The sequence below is a fragment of the Nonomuraea basaltis genome, assembly GCF_005893125.1.
Classification (GTDB): Bacteria; Actinomycetota; Actinomycetes; order Streptosporangiales; family Streptosporangiaceae; genus Nonomuraea; species Nonomuraea basaltis.
This window is the reverse complement of record NZ_VCJS01000041.1, coordinates 20,658-35,936: the sequence shown is the minus strand read 5'-3', so window position 1 is coordinate 35,936 and position 15,279 is coordinate 20,658. Positions and strand designations below refer to the sequence as shown.

The following is a 15,279-nucleotide window of genomic DNA, read 5'->3' as shown; positions in this document are numbered from 1 at the left end:
AAGGTTCTTCTGTTAGGTACGCCGACGGGTATTCAGTATCTGTGACCCATCCCACTACTGTCTAGATTAATCACGCAGGTCACGATAGCGTTGCCGTAGTTCACGTTAGAAATAACACCGTAGATCTCATCTAAACATGAGATGATCACTCAGGAACGCGATGAGCAGCTACCGGAACCGCTCCCTCCAGCGTCTTCAGCTCGATTTCGACCTGCTCGTCATCGGCGGCGGCGTCAACGGGCTCGGCATAGCGTGGGACGCGGCCGACCGCGGCCTGTCGGTGCTCGTGATCGACAAGGGAGACTGGGGCAGCGGCACGTCGTCGTGGTCGTCTCGCATGATCCACGGCGGGCTCAAGTATCTGGACAAGCTCGAGGTGGGACTCGTCCGCGAGTCGCTGCGGGACCGGGAGTGGCTGCTGCGCCGCGCGCCGCACCTGGTCGCGCCGCTCCGGTTCGCGCTCCCGTTCTACCGGAACAACTCGCACCACCGGTTCGCGTTGCGCGCGGGGATGGTGCTCTACGACGTGCTCTCGTTCGACAAGTCTCTGCCGGTCCACCGCACCTACGGGCGGCGGAAGACCGCCGCCCTGCTGCCCGGCCTGTCCCCGGACGGGCTCCAGGGCTCGGCGGTCTACTACGACGCGCAGGTGGAGTACGCCGAGCGGCTCTCCGTCGAGATCATGCTCGCCGCCCGCGCGGCCGGGGCCACCACGCTCAACCACGCCGAGTCCACCCGGCTGCGGGTCGAGCGGGGCCGCGTCGTCGGGGCGTCGGTCCGCGACATGCTCACCGGAACGGTCCACGAGGTCGCGGCGCGTTTCACCGTCAACGTGGCGGGGCCGTGGGCCGACTCCGTGCTCACCGGTTCGCCGCTGGCGGACGAGCGGCTGATCGGCGGCACCAAGGGCACGCACCTCGTCGTGGAGCCGTTCCCGGGCTCGCCCCACTGCGCGATGTACTACGAGGCGCTCAGCGACGGCCGCCCCCTCATGGTGATCCCCTGGCTCGGCAGATACCTCATCGGCAGCACGGACGAGCGGTTCGAGGGCGACCCCGGCGCGGCCGCGGCCGGCCAGGAGGAGATCGACTACATCCTCGCCGAGACCAACCGCCTGTTCCCCGCCGCGAACCTGAGCGAGGACAGCATCCTGTACACCTACACCGGGGTCAGACCCCTTCCGTTCTCGCCGAGCGGCGACCCCGGAGACATCACGCGCAGGCACATCCTGCACGACCACCGCCCCCGGCTCGACGGGCTGCTCTCGGTCGTCGGCGGCAAGCTGACCACGTTCCGCACGCTCGCCGAGCACGCCGTCGACCAGGTGGGCGAGCGGCTGGGCAGGAAGACGTCGTCGCGGACGCGCGGGCTCGGCCTGCCCGGCAGCCCACCCGAGGGGCCCGGGGAGTTCAGGCGCGCGTTCGAGCGGGAGAGCGGGCTCCCGGCCGCCGAGGCGCGCCGGCTGGCGCGCGTCTACGGCGCCCGAGCCCGCCAGGTCGCCGCCCTGATCGCCTCGTCCGAGGCACTCTCCCGGACCCTCGCCCCCTCGCTCCGGGCCGGCGAGGTCGTCTTCGCGATCAGGGAAGAGGAGGCCGCCGGCCTCGCCGACGTGCTCGCCCGTCGCACCATGATCGGCCTGGAGCCCGACCTCGGCCAGGGAGCCATGGACGCGGTCGCCGCCGTCTGCGCCGCCGAGCTCGACTGGGACGACGCGGAGACCGCCCGGCAGAAGGCCGCCTACCTGGCCTATCTCCGGCGGTTCGGCGAACTCGAACCGAGGCCGGCGGTTTAGATGGGACGCTACCTCCTCGGCGTCGACGCCGGATCCACGGTCACCAAGGCCGTGCTCTTCGACGCGACCGGCCGTGAGCTCGGCCAGGCCGCGCGGCGGGTGCCGCACAGCTACCCGCTGCCCCACCACGTCGAGCGCGACCAGGACGAGCTGTGGGAGGTGACCTGCTCGGTCATCCGGGAGGTCGTCGCCACGACCGGCATCCGGCCGGCGGAGGTCGCGGGCGTCGCGGTCACCTCCCACGGTGACGGCATCTACCTCGTCGACGAGCGGGGCAGGCCGACCCGGCCGGGGATCCTCTCACTCGACACCCGCGCCGCGGACCTGGTCGCGGACTGGCAGCGCACCGGGCGCAGCGCCGCCGTCCTCCCGCTCAGCGGGCAGAAGCCCTGGCCGGGCTCGCCGGTCTCGGTGCTGGCCTGGCTGCTGCGCAACGAACCGGACGTCATGGACCGGACGGCCTACGCGCTGCCGGGCAAGGACGTCATCAAGCAGCGGCTGACCGGCGTCTTCTCCACCGACCCGACGGAGTCGAGCCTGTCGTTCACCAATGTGCACTCGCAGGAGTACGACCGCGAGACGCTGCGTGTCTTCGGCGTCGAGCGGCTGTACCGCCTGCTGCCCGAGGTGATCCGGTCCGATGAGGTCGCCGGCGAGGTCACCGGCGCGGCGGCGGAGCGATGCGGCCTCGCCCCGGGCACCCCGGTCGCGTCGGGCGCGCACGACGTCGACTGCGGGGCCATCGGCATGGGCACGGTGCTCCCCGGCCAACTCGCGATCATCGCGGGCACCTTCAGCATCAACGAGGTCATCTCCGACGCGGCCCGGGTGGACGAGCGGTGGAACGCCCGCGCGTTCGTCGTTCCCGGCCAGTGGATGAACATGGCGCTCTCCCCGTCGAGCGCGGCCAATCTCGAGTGGTTCGCCACCCGGCTGGCCGCCACCGACATGCGGGCGGGCAGCGCCGCCGGCCGGCCGTTCGGCTTCGTGGAGGAGGATCTCGGGGCGGTCGAGTCGAGCCCCTCCGACCTGGTCTACCTGCCCTTCCTCTACGGCTCCCCCTACCCGGTGGACGCGAGCGCGGCCTTCGTCGGGCTGCGCGGCTGGCACGAGCGCGGCCATCTGCTCCGCGCGGTGATGGAAGGGGTGGTCTTCAACCACCGCCACCACGTCGACGCGCTGCGGGACGGGTTCGACGTCACCGACATCCGGCTCACCGGCGGAGCCGCCAACAGCGTCCGCTGGGTGCGGATGTTCGCCGACACCCTGGCCGCGCCGGTGGGAGTGAGCACCGTGCGGGAGGCGGGGGCGCTCGGCTCCGCCATGCTCGCCGGCATCGCGGCGGGCGTCTACGCCGACCTGCCGGAGGCCGCCGCGGCGGTCGGCACGGCCCCCGTGGTCTGCGAGCCCACGCCCGGCGGCGTGGCGCGGCAGGAGGAGAACTACCGGCGCTACCAGCGCGTCGTGGAGAGGATGACGGCCGTATGGGCCGAGCTCGGGGAGCACCCGTGACGTGGATCGGCACCAGCTGGAAGATGAACAAGACGCTGGCCGAGGCGCGGGCGTTCGCCGACGGGCTCGTCGCCGCCCGGAGCGCGCTGGACGGCGTCCGGGCCTTCGTCATCCCGGCGCACACCGCGATCGCCGCCGTACGCGAGCGCCTGCCGTCCGACCTCCCCGTCCTCATCGGGGCCCAGAACGCGCACTGGGAGCCCGCCGGGGCCTACACCGGCGAGGTGTCGATGGGGATGATCGCCGATGCGGGCGCGACGCTCGTCGAGATCGGCCACTCCGAACGCAGGCAGCACTTCGGCGAGACCGACGACACCGTCGCGCTCAAGGTCGCGGCCGCCGTCGCGACGGGCCTCACGCCGCTGCTGTGCGTCGGCGAACCGGCCGGGGTACGCGCCGCCGGAGGGGAGATCGGCTGGGTCGCCGGGCAGGCGAGCCGGGGACTCTCCAGGCTCCCCCCGCACGACCTGCACAAGGTCGTCGTCGCCTACGAGCCCGTCTGGGCGATCGGCGACCGCGGCCGTGAACCGCTGCCGCATGAGATCGCCCCCGTGATGGGGATGCTGGCCGCCCGCTTCGGACCGGACGCGCACGACGGGGTCGCGGCCGTTCTCTACGGGGGAAGCGTCAACCGGCTCAACGCGGCGGCGCTGCTCGGCGTGCCCGGGACCGACGGCCTGTTCGTCGGCCGGGCCGCGTGGGACGTCGCCGGATTCGTCGAACTGGTGCGCATCGCGGCCCGTGCCCGTCACGCGGGATGGCGGAATGCGGGATAGTCGGAGGCTGAGACGCTGGGAGGTGCGATGAAGGAGTCGCCCGCGGAGGGCCGCCTTGAACGGCAGCGCGCGCGCCAGCGCGCGATCGCCGAGGACGTGCTGGCCGATGGCTCGGTCCGCATCGAGGCTCTCGTGGAGAAATATCGCATCAGCCTGATGACCGCCCACCGCGACCTCGACGCGCTCGTCGCCCGGGGGATCGTCCGCAAGAGCCGGGGCGTGGTCACCGCCCTGCCGTCCAGCCTCGTCGAGGCCAGCGACCTGTTCCGCCGCGGCCGGCAGCAGGGCGAGAAGGCGGCGCTCGCCCGAGCCGCCTGCGCGTGGATCGAGCCGGGCCACGCCGTCATCCTCGACGACTCCACCACCACCTTGAACCTCGTGCCGATGCTCGGTGACAAGGCGCCCCTGACGGTGATCACGAACTTCCTGCCCGTCATCGATGATCTGACCGGCGAGCCGGACATCACTCTCATCGCGCTCGGCGGCCGGTTCCACCCCTGGGCGAACTCGTTCATGGGGCACATGACCGTCGCGGCGATCCGCGAGGTGCGCGCCGACATCGTCGTCATGTCCACCTCCGCCATCACCGACGACATCTGCTTCCACCAGACCGAGGAAACGGTCGACACCAAACGCGCCATGTTCGACGCGGCGGCCACCCGCCTGCTGATCGTGGACCACACCAAGTTCGAACGCCGGGCCCTGCACGCCCTCGCGCCGCTGACCGAATTCGACCACGTCATCGTGGACTGGCGGACGCCGGCGGAGCACGTGGAGCGGCTGCGGCGCAAGGGCGTCGGCGTCACCGTGGCGCCCGCGGTGCGCGGGCGCTGACACCCGCGGCGGCCAGGCCGTCCCGCCTGTCGTGGCGTAATGTGCAATGGTCGTGTCGTTGACGCCATGACCGCTCCGCGACCAGCATGAAGACATGCAGCGACGGATCCTGATCGTCGTCTTCCCCGGTTTCCAACTGCTCGACCTGGCCGGGCCCGCCGACGTGTTCGCCACGGCGGGCCTGCTCGCGCCCGGCGGCTACCGGGTCGAAGTCGTCGCCGTGCGCGCGGGAGCCGTACCCGCCGGGAACGGGGTCGAGGTGACGGCGGGCGCGCTCGGCGAGGTCACGGGGCCGATCGACACGCTGATGGTGGCGGGCGGGCCGTCGGTGCCCGAGCACCTGGGGGACGGGGAGCTGATCGGCGGCATCGCCGCGCTGGCGCGGGCCGCCGGGCGGGTCGCCTCGGTGTGCAACGGCGCGTTCCTGCTGGCCGAGGCCGGGCTGCTGGACCACCGGCGGGCCACCACGCACTGGCTGGCCGCCGGCGAGCTCCAGTCCCGGTACGCGTGCGTCGAGGTGGACGCCGACCCCCTCTACATCGAGGACGGCAACGTCTGGACCTCGGCGGGCGTCCTGTCCGGCGTGGACCTCGCGCTGGCGCTGGTGGCCAGGGACCACGGCCACGCGCTGGCCCGCGACGTCGCCCGCGGGCTCGTGGTGTACCTGCACCGGCCGGGCGGGCAGAGCCAGTTCAGCACCCCGATGCGGGCGATGACGCCGCGCAGCGAGCCGCTGAGGGAGCTGCAGGCGTACATCGACGCGAACCCGGCCGCCGACCTGAGCGTGCCCGGGCTCGCGCTGCGCGCGGGCATGAGCGAGCGCCACTTCTCCCGCGTCTTCACCCAGCAGACCGGCCTGTCACCCGGCCGGTACGTCGAACGCAGCCGGGCCGACGCCGCCAGGCGGCTCCTGGAGGTCACCGATCATCCGCTGGACACGGTGGCCAGGGAGTCGGGGCTCGGCACGGCAGAGACGCTCTACCGCGTCTTCCGCCGCCACTGGCGGATCTCACCCGGCGATCATCGCCGCGGGTTCCGATCGAAGGAGAAGTGACATGCGCGTGGCCATCCCGCTCTACCCTCGTTTCACCGCGCTGGACGCGGTCGGGCCGTACACAGTGATGGCCTTCGCGCCTGACTGCACGGTCACGTTCGTCGCGGCCGAGCCGGGGCCGGTGACCGACGACCAGGGCACGCTCGCCCTGACCGCCACGGCCTCGTACGCCGACCTGCCCGATCCCGACGTCATCGTCGTACCCGGCGGGCCCGGCACCCTGGAAGCCCTGTCCGACGAGGTCCTGATCGGCTGGATCCGCCGGGCCCATGCGCACACCCGGTGGACGACCTCGGTGTGCAGCGGCTCCCTCCTGCTCGGGGCGGCCGGGCTGCTGGACGGCGTGAAGGCGACCACCCACTGGGCCATCCTGGAGATGCTCGCGCAGTTCGGGGCCGAGCCGGTGAGCGAGCGCGTGGTCGTCGAAGGCAAGATCGTGACCGCGGCCGGGGTGTCGGCGGGCATCGACATGGCGCTGACGCTGCTGGCCCAGGCCAGCGATGTGGAGACGGCGCAGGCGGTGCAGCTGGCGATCGAGTACGACCCGCGGCCGCCGTTCGACTGCGGCTCGCCGAAGACCGCTCCGGAGGGGGTGGCGGAGCGGGCGCTCTCTCTCATCACCTGACCGGATCACTCCTGCTCGCCGGCGGCCCCCAGCGGCAGGACGTCGAAGTGGACGACCACGTGCCCGGTGGAGCCGGTGACGTGGTCTCGCCTTCCCTCTGGTCGGACAGCGTCCGATATCTCTCCAGCACCTCCAGCACCTCATCCCTCATCTCGGCCGTCTTCGTCGCCGTGAGCCGCAGCGACCGCCGTCCGAACCCGCTGGCCCGCACCCACTCCTCCGGCGCCCGTGACGCCGCCTCGCGGGTCGTCCACCGCGCTGTCGAACCTCGCGGACGGCGTGCTCAAGATCGGCGCGCCGCTGCCGGCCGTGTCGATGACCCGCTCCCCCACCCTGGTCTCCCTGGTGGGGGCCGCCGCGACGGCACCCTGGCTGCTGCTGGCACTGCACGCGGGCGCGATCGCCGACCGGGCCGGCCGCCGCGCTGGCCGGGCTCCTGGTCGGAGTGCTCCCCGCCGCCGTCTTCGGCGCCCCGGCCCTGCTGTACGCCGCAGCCGGGCTGCTCCTGCTGGGCATGCGCGGCACGTACCGGGTGACCGGCCCCCGCTCGGACCGCCGCCCGCTGCGGCGGGACATCGGCGAGGCCCTGCGCTACCTGTGGTCCCACCGGGTGCTGCGAAGCCTGGCGATCACAGCGGGGATGCTCAACCTCGCCAACGCCGCCTACTTCGCCGTCTTCGTGCTGTGGGCCGTGGGCGACGGGTCGATGATCGGGCTGGAGCCGAGCGGATACGGCCTGATGATGACGGCGTTCGCGGCCGGCGCCGTGGCCGGGTCGCTGTTGTCCGGGCGGGCCGCGGGGATCTTCGGCGAGGTCCGCACACTCGTCGGCGCGTGGCTGACCAGCAGCCTGCTGCTCCTGGTGCCGGTGGTCGCGCCGTCCCCGTGGACGCTCTACCCGACCGCCGTGCTGTGGGGCCTGGTGGGCGCCGCGGGAAACGTGCTGGTCATCTCGACGCGGCAGCGGCTGATCCCGGCGGAGCTGCTGGGGCGGGTCAACTCGGCGTACCGGCTCGTCGGCATGGGCGGGATGCCCCTGGGGCGGCACTCGGGGGCGTGGTGGCGGAGCTCGCAGGCCTCGGAGCCGTCCTGATGGGCGCCACAGGCGTATGTTTGGTGGCCGTCGGGCTGGTGTGACGCGCGTTGTCGGAGCGAATTTCTGGGCCGCTGACCAGCGAACCTACACTTTCCGACATATCCAGACGACGTTAGTCACCCACCAGCATGCGCTGAAGTGACATGATTATCCCCCGAGCTTGAGGGGATGGTATGCGGGAGATCGGCGGACGGTACCTCCTGAACGAGGAGGCCGGTCGTGGGGGTATGGGAGTCGTCTGGCGTGCGTTCGATCAGCTCCTCCACCGTACGGTGGCGCTCAAGGAGCTGACCTTGGCCGGTGAGGTCGAGATGGTGCGCCGCCGGGTGCTGCGTGAGGCCAGGATGGCTGCCGGCCTGACGCACCCCAACATCGTCACGGTCCACGACCTGATCGAAGAGGGCGGCAAGCTCTGGATCGTGATGGAATACCTCGACGGGCTCTCATTGCACCAGTTGCTCTCCCAGGTCGGCACGCTGCCGGCGCAGTCGGTGGCCGCGATCGGGCAGCACCTGCTCGCCGCGCTGCGCACGGCCCACCAGGCCGGCGTGCTGCACCGCGATGTGAAGCCCGCCAACGTCATGCTGACCGGTGACCGGGTGGTGCTGACCGACTTCGGCATAGCGACGGCCGAGGGCGACATCCGGATGACGACGTCGCGGCGGCTGCGGGGCACGCCCGCCTTCATGGCGCCCGAGCGGCTCCACGGCGGGCCGGCCAGCAAGGAGGCCGACATGTGGTCCTTCGGCGCCACGCTCTACAGCGCCGTCGAGGGCCAGCCTCCGTACCCGGGCCAGGACGCCGCCACGGTGCTCGGCATGGCCAGAAGCGGCCCTTACCCGCCGCCCCGGCGGGCCGGGGTGATGCGGCCGCTGATCGAAGGGCTGCTGCACCACGATCCGGTACGCCGCTTCACACCGGAGCAGACGGCGGGGCTGCTGGCAGGCATGCGCGCCAGCTCCTACCAGGCCGCCATCTAGCCGTCCGACGGCCGCGGGCGGCGCGCACGCGACGACACCACGCGTGCAACGCGTCACGCGTGGCGTCGCGGCCTACGACTTGTTCGCTCTCGCCTCCGCCTCGGCGGCGTCCATGGCGGCCGCCTCCTCCGGGGTCGGCGCGGTGCCGCCCAGGTGGGCGGGCTGCCACCACACCCCCGGCGGCACCTCCGGGTAGGTGCGCTGCGCCCGGTCCAGCAGCTCCGACATGCGCGCGTGCAGGTCAGCGGTGTGCTGGTTGATGTCCTCGCCCCGCTTGGGGTACATCGGCTCGCCTACCAGAATGGTGAGCGGCACGTGCCGCTGCAGCAGGTTCCGCGGCCGGCCCTTGGTCCAGAGCCGCTGGCTGCCCCACAACGCCACGGGGATGAGCGGCGTGCTGGTGGCCTGCGCCATCCGGATCGCGCCGTTCTTGATCTCCTTGACGGTGAACGAGCGGCTGATCGTGGCCTCCGCGAAAACGCCGACCACCTCGCCGGCCTTCAACCTCCGCAGCGCCGTGGCGTACGAACCGGCGCCCGCCCCCCGGTCGACCGGGATGTGGTGCATCCCGCGCATCAGCGGCCCCGAGATCCGGTGCTTGAACACGTCCTCCTTGGCCATGAAGCGCACCAGCCGCTTCGACGGCAGCGCGGCGAATCCGGCGAAGATGAAGTCGAGGTAGCTGATGTGGTTGCTCACCAGCACCGCTCCCCCGGACCGCGGCACGTGCTCGGTCCCCTCCGTGTGGAATCGGATGTCGAGCGCGCGAAACAACGTCCGCGCGGCGACGAGCACCGGCGGGTACACAATCTCAGCCATGACCAGAACGTACCGTAAGGCCGCTCAGGCGGGTGTCACGGTGGTCGGGAGCCCGACCATGCCCCGTACGTTGCCGTGCGCGGTGCGCCTGATGCCCGCCACGTCGATCTCGTAGCCGGGCGAGACGGCCTTGGTCAACTCCTCCAGCGTCACCCTGGCCTCCAGTCTGGCCAGCGGGCCACCGAGGCAGTAGTGGCGGCCGACGCCGAAGCTGATGGCCCGGGAGGTGTCGCGGGTCAGGTCGTAGACGTCGGCGTCGGGGAAGACCGACTCGTCCCGGTTGGCGGCGCCGATGAGGAGCCAGATCTTGGCGTCCTTGGGGACGAGGGTGCCGTGCAGTTCGGTGGGCTCCGTGAGGCGGCGGGCGATGCCGTGCGCGGGGGTGTCGTACCGGAGCGACTCCTCGACCCACGGCGTGATCGCCCCGCCGAAGGCGGCGGCGCGCTGGTCCGAATTGCGCCACGCCCAGTACCAGGCGGCGCTGAGCAGGTGGGTGGTGGTCTCGGAGCCCGCGCCGATCAGCAGGAAGATGAACGCCACGATCTCCTCGACGGTCAGCCCGCCCTCGCCGACGAGCGCGGAGACGAGGTCGTCGCGGAGCGTGACCTGGCGGTCGGCGATGATCGAGGTGTAGTAGTCGCCGAGCGACAGGATGCTCTTGAGCCCCGCGTCCGCCATCTGGCCCTGCGGGTCGTACCTGACCAGGGTGTCGGATTTGCGGCGTACGTCGGCCCGGTCGGACGGCGGCACGCCCATCAGCTCGGAGATCACGTCGAGCGGCAGCTTGGCCGCCAGGTCGCGGGCGAAGTCGAACGTACCGCGCTCGAGGCCCTGCTCGATGTAGTCCCGCGCGATCTTCCTGATCAGGGGTTCGAGCGCGGCCACCCGGCGCGGGGTGAAGGCCCGTGAGACGATCGCCCGCATGCGGGTGTGCTCGGGCGGGTCCATGGCCACGAACGACAGGTACGTCCGCGCCTGCGGCCCCCACGCGCCGGCGTCGAGCATGGGGCCGTGGTCGCTGGAGTAGCGGGCGCTGTCGGTGAACGCGGCGGAGACGTCGGCGTGCCGGGACAGCGCCCAGAAGTCGAGGCCGGGGTTGTGGTAGATGGGCGCGTCACGGCGTAACCGCGCGTAGACCGGGTAAGGGTCGTCGTTGATCGACGGATCGTAAGGGGTGTAGAAGACATCCACCCCGTCCACGCTACGACGCTTGCGCGTTCGTGAAAACGGGCACATGTTTTGAGCATGAAGAAGCTCATCAACACGGCAGAAACCGTCGTTGAGGACGCGCTGAACGGCATGGCCGCGGCCCACCCCTCGCTGCGGGTCCGCGATCAGGTGGTCTACCGGGCCGAGGGTCCGCGCCCGGGGAAGGTCGGCCTGGTCTCGGGCGGCGGCTCCGGGCACGAGCCGCTGCATGCCGGTTTCGTCGGGTACGGCATGCTCGACGCGGCCTGCCCGGGCGAGATCTTCACCTCGCCGGTGCCCGACCAGATCATCGACGCGACCAGGGCGGTGGACGGCGGCGCGGGCGTGCTGCACATCGTCAAGAACTACACCGGCGACGTGCTGAACTTCGAGATGGCCGCCGAACTGGTCGAGGACGTCGAGGTGGCGAGCGTGCTGGTCGACGACGACGTCGCCGTGCAGGACTCCCTCTACACGGCCGGCCGCCGCGGCACCGGGGCCACGCTGTTCGTGGAGAAGATCGCGGGGGCCCTGGCCGAGGAGGGCGCGCCGCTGGGCGAGGTGGCCAGGGTGGCGGGCGAGGTGGACGAGCGCAGCAGGTCGTTCGGGATCGCGCTGACCTCGTGTACGACGCCGCACGCGGGCAAGCCGACCTTCGACCTGCCGGAGACGGAGGTGGAGCTGGGGATCGGCATCCACGGCGAGCCCGGGCGCACGCGGGCGCCGATGGTGCCGGCGCGCGAGCTGGCCGGGGTGGCCGTGGAGGCGATCCACGGAGACATGCCGCTCCACGGCGAGCTGCTGGTCATGGTGAACGGCATGGGCGCGACGCCGCTCATGGAGCTGTACGTGGTGTTCGCGGAGGTTGCGGCGTTCGTCAAGGGGAAGGGGGCGCGCGTGTCGCGGTCGCTGGTCGGCAACTACGTGACGAGCCTGGACATGCAGGGCTTCTCCGTGACGGTCTGCCTGCTCGACGACGCGCTGACCCGCCTGTGGGACGCGCCGGTCGAGACGCCGGGGCTGCGCTGGGGGCGCTGATGGACACCATGGACACGCGCTTCTTCGTGGCGTGGCTCGAGGAGGCGGCCCGGCTGGTGCGGCGCGACCGCGACCGGCTGACGGAGCTGGACGCCGCGATCGGCGACGCCGACCACGGCACGAACCTCGACCGCGGGCTCACCGAGGTCGCCAAGGCGCTGGCCGAGCGGCCGCCGGAGTCGCCGGTGCAGGTGCTGACCTCGGCCGGGGCGACGCTGATCCGGCGCGTGGGCGGGGCCTCCGGGCCGCTGTACGGGTCGGTGTTTCGCCAGATGGGCAAGGCCCTGGAGGCGCCGGTGACGCTGGCGAGGTTCTCGGTGGCGTTCGAGGCGGGGGTCGTGGCGCTCGAACGGCTGGGCAAGGCGGCTCTGGGCGACAAGACCATGGTGGACGCGCTGGCTCCCGCGTCCCGCGCGCTGGCGCTGGCCGTACGGGATGGGGCAGGGGTACAGGAGGCGTTCGAGCAGGCGGCGCGCGCGGCGGCCGAGGGCGCGAAGGCCACGATCCCGATGCAGGCCCGCAAGGGCCGGGCCAGCTACCTGGGTGAGCGCAGCATCGGGCATGAGGACCCCGGCGCGGCCTCGGCGGCGCTGTTCATGGCCGCGCTGGCCACCGTGGCGGCGTGATGGCCCGTCCCGCGTGGGTTCCCCGGACGGGCGCGGTGGCGGAGGCCGTGTGATGGTGGGGCTGGTACTGGTATCGCACAGTGCGGGGCTGGCGGCGGAGGCGGTGGCGCTGGTCCGGAGCATCGCGGGTGACAGCACGCCCGTGGCGGCGGCCGGTGGGACGGATGACGGCGGGCTGGGCACCAGTCTGGATCTGATCGAGGCGGCGGTGCGTGAGGCCGATCAAGGGGACGGCGTGGTGATCATCCCTGATCTGGGCAGCTCGGTGCTGACGGCTCGCCTGGTGGAGGAGCCCGGGCGGGTCGTGGTGGCGGACGTGCCGTTCGTGGAGGGCGCGATCGCGGCGGCGGTGGCGGCGGGCGCGGGCGCGGCGCTGGCCGACGTACTGGCCGGCGCCGAGGAGTCCCGTGTCTTCCGCAAGCTCTGACGGGCCGGGCACCGCCCGCACGCCGCGGGTCAGTGGCCTTTGAAGGCCTCCTCCAGCCACCAGGAGCCGTGCTCCCCCGTGACTTTGGCGTGGACCAGCAGCGGCCGGTCTCGTGGGCCTTTGAGCCAGTCGGCGACGTCCGCCAGGTCTGCCGCCTCGGTGACGGTTACGGCGGTGAAGCCGTGTCCGCGGGCGATGGCGGCGAGGTCGGCCGGTGGGAACGTGACCGTGTCCAGCGGGTGGCCGTGCGGTCCGAAGTGGTGTACCTCGGCCCCGTACGCCTCGTCGTCGTAGACCACGATCACCATCGGCAGGCCCAGCCGGACGACGGTCTCCAGCTCGGCGATGCCCATGAGGGCACCGCCGTCGCCGAGCGCGGCCACCGGCAGCCGGTCGGGGCGGGCCACGGCGGCGCCGATCGCCGTCGCCAGGCCCAGCCCGATCGACTGGAACGCCTGGGTGAAGCAGAATCCACCCTCATCCGGGACATCGATGAACATCGACGGATAACCCATGAAATTTCCGGAGTCGATGGCCACGATCCGTTCCATCGGCAGCAGATCGTCCAGGCCGATGGAGAGCGTCCTCGGGTCGATCCTGCCGCCGCCGCTCTCGTCCTCGTACGGGACGTCCCGCCACCGGCCCTCGGCCTGAATGCGGCGCGCGACCTCAGGCGACCGGTGCCCCATGGTGCCGGTTGGTCCGCCGGTCCTGATGCCGGCCGGTCCGGCGGTGCCGGCGCCCGGCTCAGCGGCCCCAGCGGGCGGCGCGCCGAGGTGCGCGGCCAGGGCGGTCGCGACGAGTCCCACGTCGCCCACCACGCCCAGGTCGACGGGCACGTGAGTGCCGAGCGCCGCCCGGTCGAGGTCCACCTGCGCCACCTTCGCCCCCGGCGGGATCAGCGAGCCGTGGCGGGTGGTCCACATGTTCAGCGCGCACCCCCATCCGATGACCAGGTCGGCGCCGCGGATCAGCTCGGCGGCGAGCGGGGTGGCGAAGCCGCCGCTCACGTCCAGGTCCCACGGGCTGCCGCGGAACAGCCCCTTGGCCACGGCCGACGTGGCGAGCAGGGCGCCCGCGAGGTCGGCCAGGGCCTCCAGCTCCCGCCGCGCGTGCCGGGCACCGCGCCCCGCGATGAACACGGGCCGCCGGGATCGCCTGAGCAGGCGCGCCAGTTCCTCCGCCTCATCGCTGCCGGGAGCCCGGCCGGACTCGCCGCTTTCGAGAAGCGGCGCGGCGTCGCCGAGGGTGACGGGCAGGGACTGGATGTCGAGCGGGAGGTTCAGCAGGACGGTGCGGCGCTCCTCCGTGGCCACCCGGTACGCCTCCACCGCCCGCTCCCACGCGCCCTCCGCCGTCGTGACCCGCATGGGCACCGCGCCCACCGCCGCGACCATGGCGTCCTGGTCGATGTGGAAGTTGGAGCGGGCGTCGGTGGCCTCCCCCGCGAGGACGATCAACGGCGTACGGCTCTTGGCCGCCTCCGCGATGCCGGTCATCGCGTTCGTGAGCCCAGGCCCCTGATGGACGGAGACGATCCCGGCCCGGCCGCTCATCCGGGCGTACGCGTCGGCCATCGTGGCGGCCCCGCCCTCGTGCCGGGCGGCGAAGAACCGGACACCGCTCGCCACAAGGGCGTTCGTGACGTGGAAGTTGCCGCTGCCGACCACGCCGAAGGCGACCTCGGCGCCGCACCTGGCGAGGGCCCGGCCGACGGCCTCGGCTACGATCAACGTTCCACCAGGGCGAGCACGCGGACGGGGCTGCCGGAGCCGCCCGTGATCGGCAGCGGCGGAGCGACCACGACGGCGCCGGTCACCGGCAGGCGGTCCAGGTTGCGGAGCTGGGTCAGGCCGTACTTGCCCGCGCCGAGCAGGAACGAGTGGCAGGGGAAGGCGGGGTCGAAGGAGTGGGCGGTGCCCGCGTCGGTGCCGACGGTCTCGACGCCCACCCCGATGATCGGCGCCTCGGAAGCCAGCCACGAGGCGCACTCCACCGAGATGCCGGGCGTGTGGGGACCGGTCTCGCTGGCGTTCAGGAACGCGGCCTGGTCGCCGGAGCGGGTGTCCCAGCCGGTCCGGTAGAGGAGCCAGCCGCCGTCGGGCAGCGCCCCGTTGGCGCGCTCCCACTCCTTGACGTGGTCGATCTGGAGGAGGAAGTCGGGGTCCTTGGACGCCTCGGCGGAGAAGTCGAGCACGACGGCGGGCGCGATCAGCTTGCCCGCGGGCACCTGGGAGACGTCCTCGCCGTCGCGGCCGGTGATCCAGTGGATGGGGGCGTCGAAGTGCGTTCCCGTGTGCTCACCGGTGTGGATGTCGTTCCAGTACCAGGCGGGGCCGCGGTCGTCGTACCGGCTGATCTCCTCCAGCCGGAACGGGATCGTGTTGCTGAACGGCTCAGGTAGCTGGAGGATCGGCGTCTCGGACGAGAGGGGCGCGGTCAGGTCGATCACCTCGATCGCGCCGCTCCGCACGCTGTCCACGAAGCTCTGCAACACCGACATGGCATCCTC

At 72.2% G+C, this 15,279-nt stretch carries 15 protein-coding genes; 11 read left to right on the top strand and 4 right to left on the bottom strand.

All coding sequences use genetic code 11. The annotated features are described in order from the left end of the window. Window positions 1-160: 160 nt before the first annotated feature. From EJK15_RS20840 to EJK15_RS20805, 8 genes are all read left to right on the top strand, one after another. Entirely contained in the window at window positions 161-1,792 is a 1,632-nt protein-coding gene (locus EJK15_RS20840; protein WP_138712137.1) for a glycerol-3-phosphate dehydrogenase/oxidase, read from the top strand. After that, on the top strand, window positions 1,793-3,304 hold the full coding sequence (locus EJK15_RS20835; RefSeq protein ID WP_138712136.1) for an FGGY-family carbohydrate kinase: 1,512 nt from the start codon (window positions 1,793-1,795) through the stop codon (window positions 3,302-3,304). Then, on the top strand, window positions 3,301-4,080 hold the full coding sequence (locus tag EJK15_RS20830) for a triose-phosphate isomerase (RefSeq protein ID WP_240777095.1): 780 nt from the start codon (window positions 3,301-3,303) through the stop codon (window positions 4,078-4,080). The genes EJK15_RS20835 and EJK15_RS20830 overlap by 4 nt, the downstream gene beginning before the upstream one ends. Before the next feature lie 27 nt (window positions 4,081-4,107). Further along, window positions 4,108-4,914 carry a DeoR/GlpR family DNA-binding transcription regulator gene (locus tag EJK15_RS20825; RefSeq protein ID WP_138712134.1) on the top strand — a complete coding sequence of 269 codons (807 nt, stop codon included), beginning with the start codon at window positions 4,108-4,110 and terminating at the stop codon, window positions 4,912-4,914. A 94-nt stretch (window positions 4,915-5,008) separates the two neighbouring features. After that, the gene (locus EJK15_RS20820; protein WP_138712133.1) at window positions 5,009-5,968 is read left to right on the top strand and encodes a GlxA family transcriptional regulator; all 960 of its coding nucleotides are present in this window, start codon (window positions 5,009-5,011) and stop codon (window positions 5,966-5,968) included. A 1-nt stretch (window position 5,969) separates the two neighbouring features. Next, window positions 5,970-6,593 carry a DJ-1/PfpI family protein gene (locus tag EJK15_RS20815; RefSeq protein WP_138712132.1) on the top strand — a complete coding sequence of 208 codons (624 nt, stop codon included), beginning with the start codon at window positions 5,970-5,972 and terminating at the stop codon, window positions 6,591-6,593. 445 nt (window positions 6,594-7,038) lie between these two features. Beyond that, on the top strand, window positions 7,039-7,686 hold the full coding sequence (locus tag EJK15_RS20810; RefSeq protein WP_240777094.1) for an MFS transporter: 648 nt from the start codon (window positions 7,039-7,041) through the stop codon (window positions 7,684-7,686). A 176-nt stretch (window positions 7,687-7,862) separates the two neighbouring features. Next, window positions 7,863-8,669, top strand: a complete 807-nt coding sequence (locus EJK15_RS20805) for a serine/threonine-protein kinase (protein ID WP_138712131.1) — start codon at window positions 7,863-7,865, stop codon at window positions 8,667-8,669. Window positions 8,670-8,741: 72 nt separating this feature from the next. On the opposite strand, the gene EJK15_RS20800 is transcribed toward EJK15_RS20805, so the two are convergent. Together EJK15_RS20800 and EJK15_RS20795 are read right to left on the bottom strand one after the other, a co-directional pair. Then, window positions 8,742-9,488, bottom strand: a complete 747-nt coding sequence (locus EJK15_RS20800) for a lysophospholipid acyltransferase family protein (protein WP_138712130.1) — start codon at window positions 9,486-9,488, stop codon at window positions 8,742-8,744. A 24-nt stretch (window positions 9,489-9,512) separates the two neighbouring features. Continuing rightward, window positions 9,513-10,688 (bottom strand): cytochrome P450, encoded by a 1,176-nt coding sequence (locus EJK15_RS20795; RefSeq protein ID WP_138712129.1) that lies wholly within the window; start codon window positions 10,686-10,688, stop codon window positions 9,513-9,515. A 45-nt stretch (window positions 10,689-10,733) separates the two neighbouring features. On the opposite strand from EJK15_RS20795, the gene dhaK reads away from it, so the two are divergent. From dhaK to dhaM, 3 genes are read left to right on the top strand one after another with little or no spacing between them, the layout of a single operon-like run. Further along, window positions 10,734-11,714, top strand: coding sequence for a dihydroxyacetone kinase subunit DhaK (gene dhaK / locus EJK15_RS20790; protein WP_138712128.1), 981 nt, complete (start codon window positions 10,734-10,736; stop codon window positions 11,712-11,714). Then, complete coding sequence (dhaL, locus tag EJK15_RS20785) at window positions 11,714-12,340, top strand: dihydroxyacetone kinase subunit DhaL (protein ID WP_338089878.1); 627 nt, start codon at window positions 11,714-11,716, stop codon at window positions 12,338-12,340. Before dhaK ends, dhaL begins: the two co-directional genes overlap by 1 nt. Before the next feature lie 52 nt (window positions 12,341-12,392). Beyond that, window positions 12,393-12,767, top strand: coding sequence for a dihydroxyacetone kinase phosphoryl donor subunit DhaM (dhaM, locus tag EJK15_RS20780; protein ID WP_138712127.1), 375 nt, complete (start codon window positions 12,393-12,395; stop codon window positions 12,765-12,767). Between the two features lie 29 nt (window positions 12,768-12,796). Here dhaM and EJK15_RS20775 read toward each other — a convergent pair whose 3' ends face one another. Next, window positions 12,797-14,500 carry a thiamine pyrophosphate-binding protein gene (locus tag EJK15_RS20775; protein WP_138712126.1) on the bottom strand — a complete coding sequence of 568 codons (1,704 nt, stop codon included), beginning with the start codon at window positions 14,498-14,500 and terminating at the stop codon, window positions 12,797-12,799. Beyond that, on the bottom strand, window positions 14,497-15,270 hold the full coding sequence (locus tag EJK15_RS20770; protein WP_138712125.1) for a cyclase family protein: 774 nt from the start codon (window positions 15,268-15,270) through the stop codon (window positions 14,497-14,499). Before EJK15_RS20770 ends, EJK15_RS20775 begins: the two co-directional genes overlap by 4 nt. Window positions 15,271-15,279 lie beyond the last annotated feature (9 nt).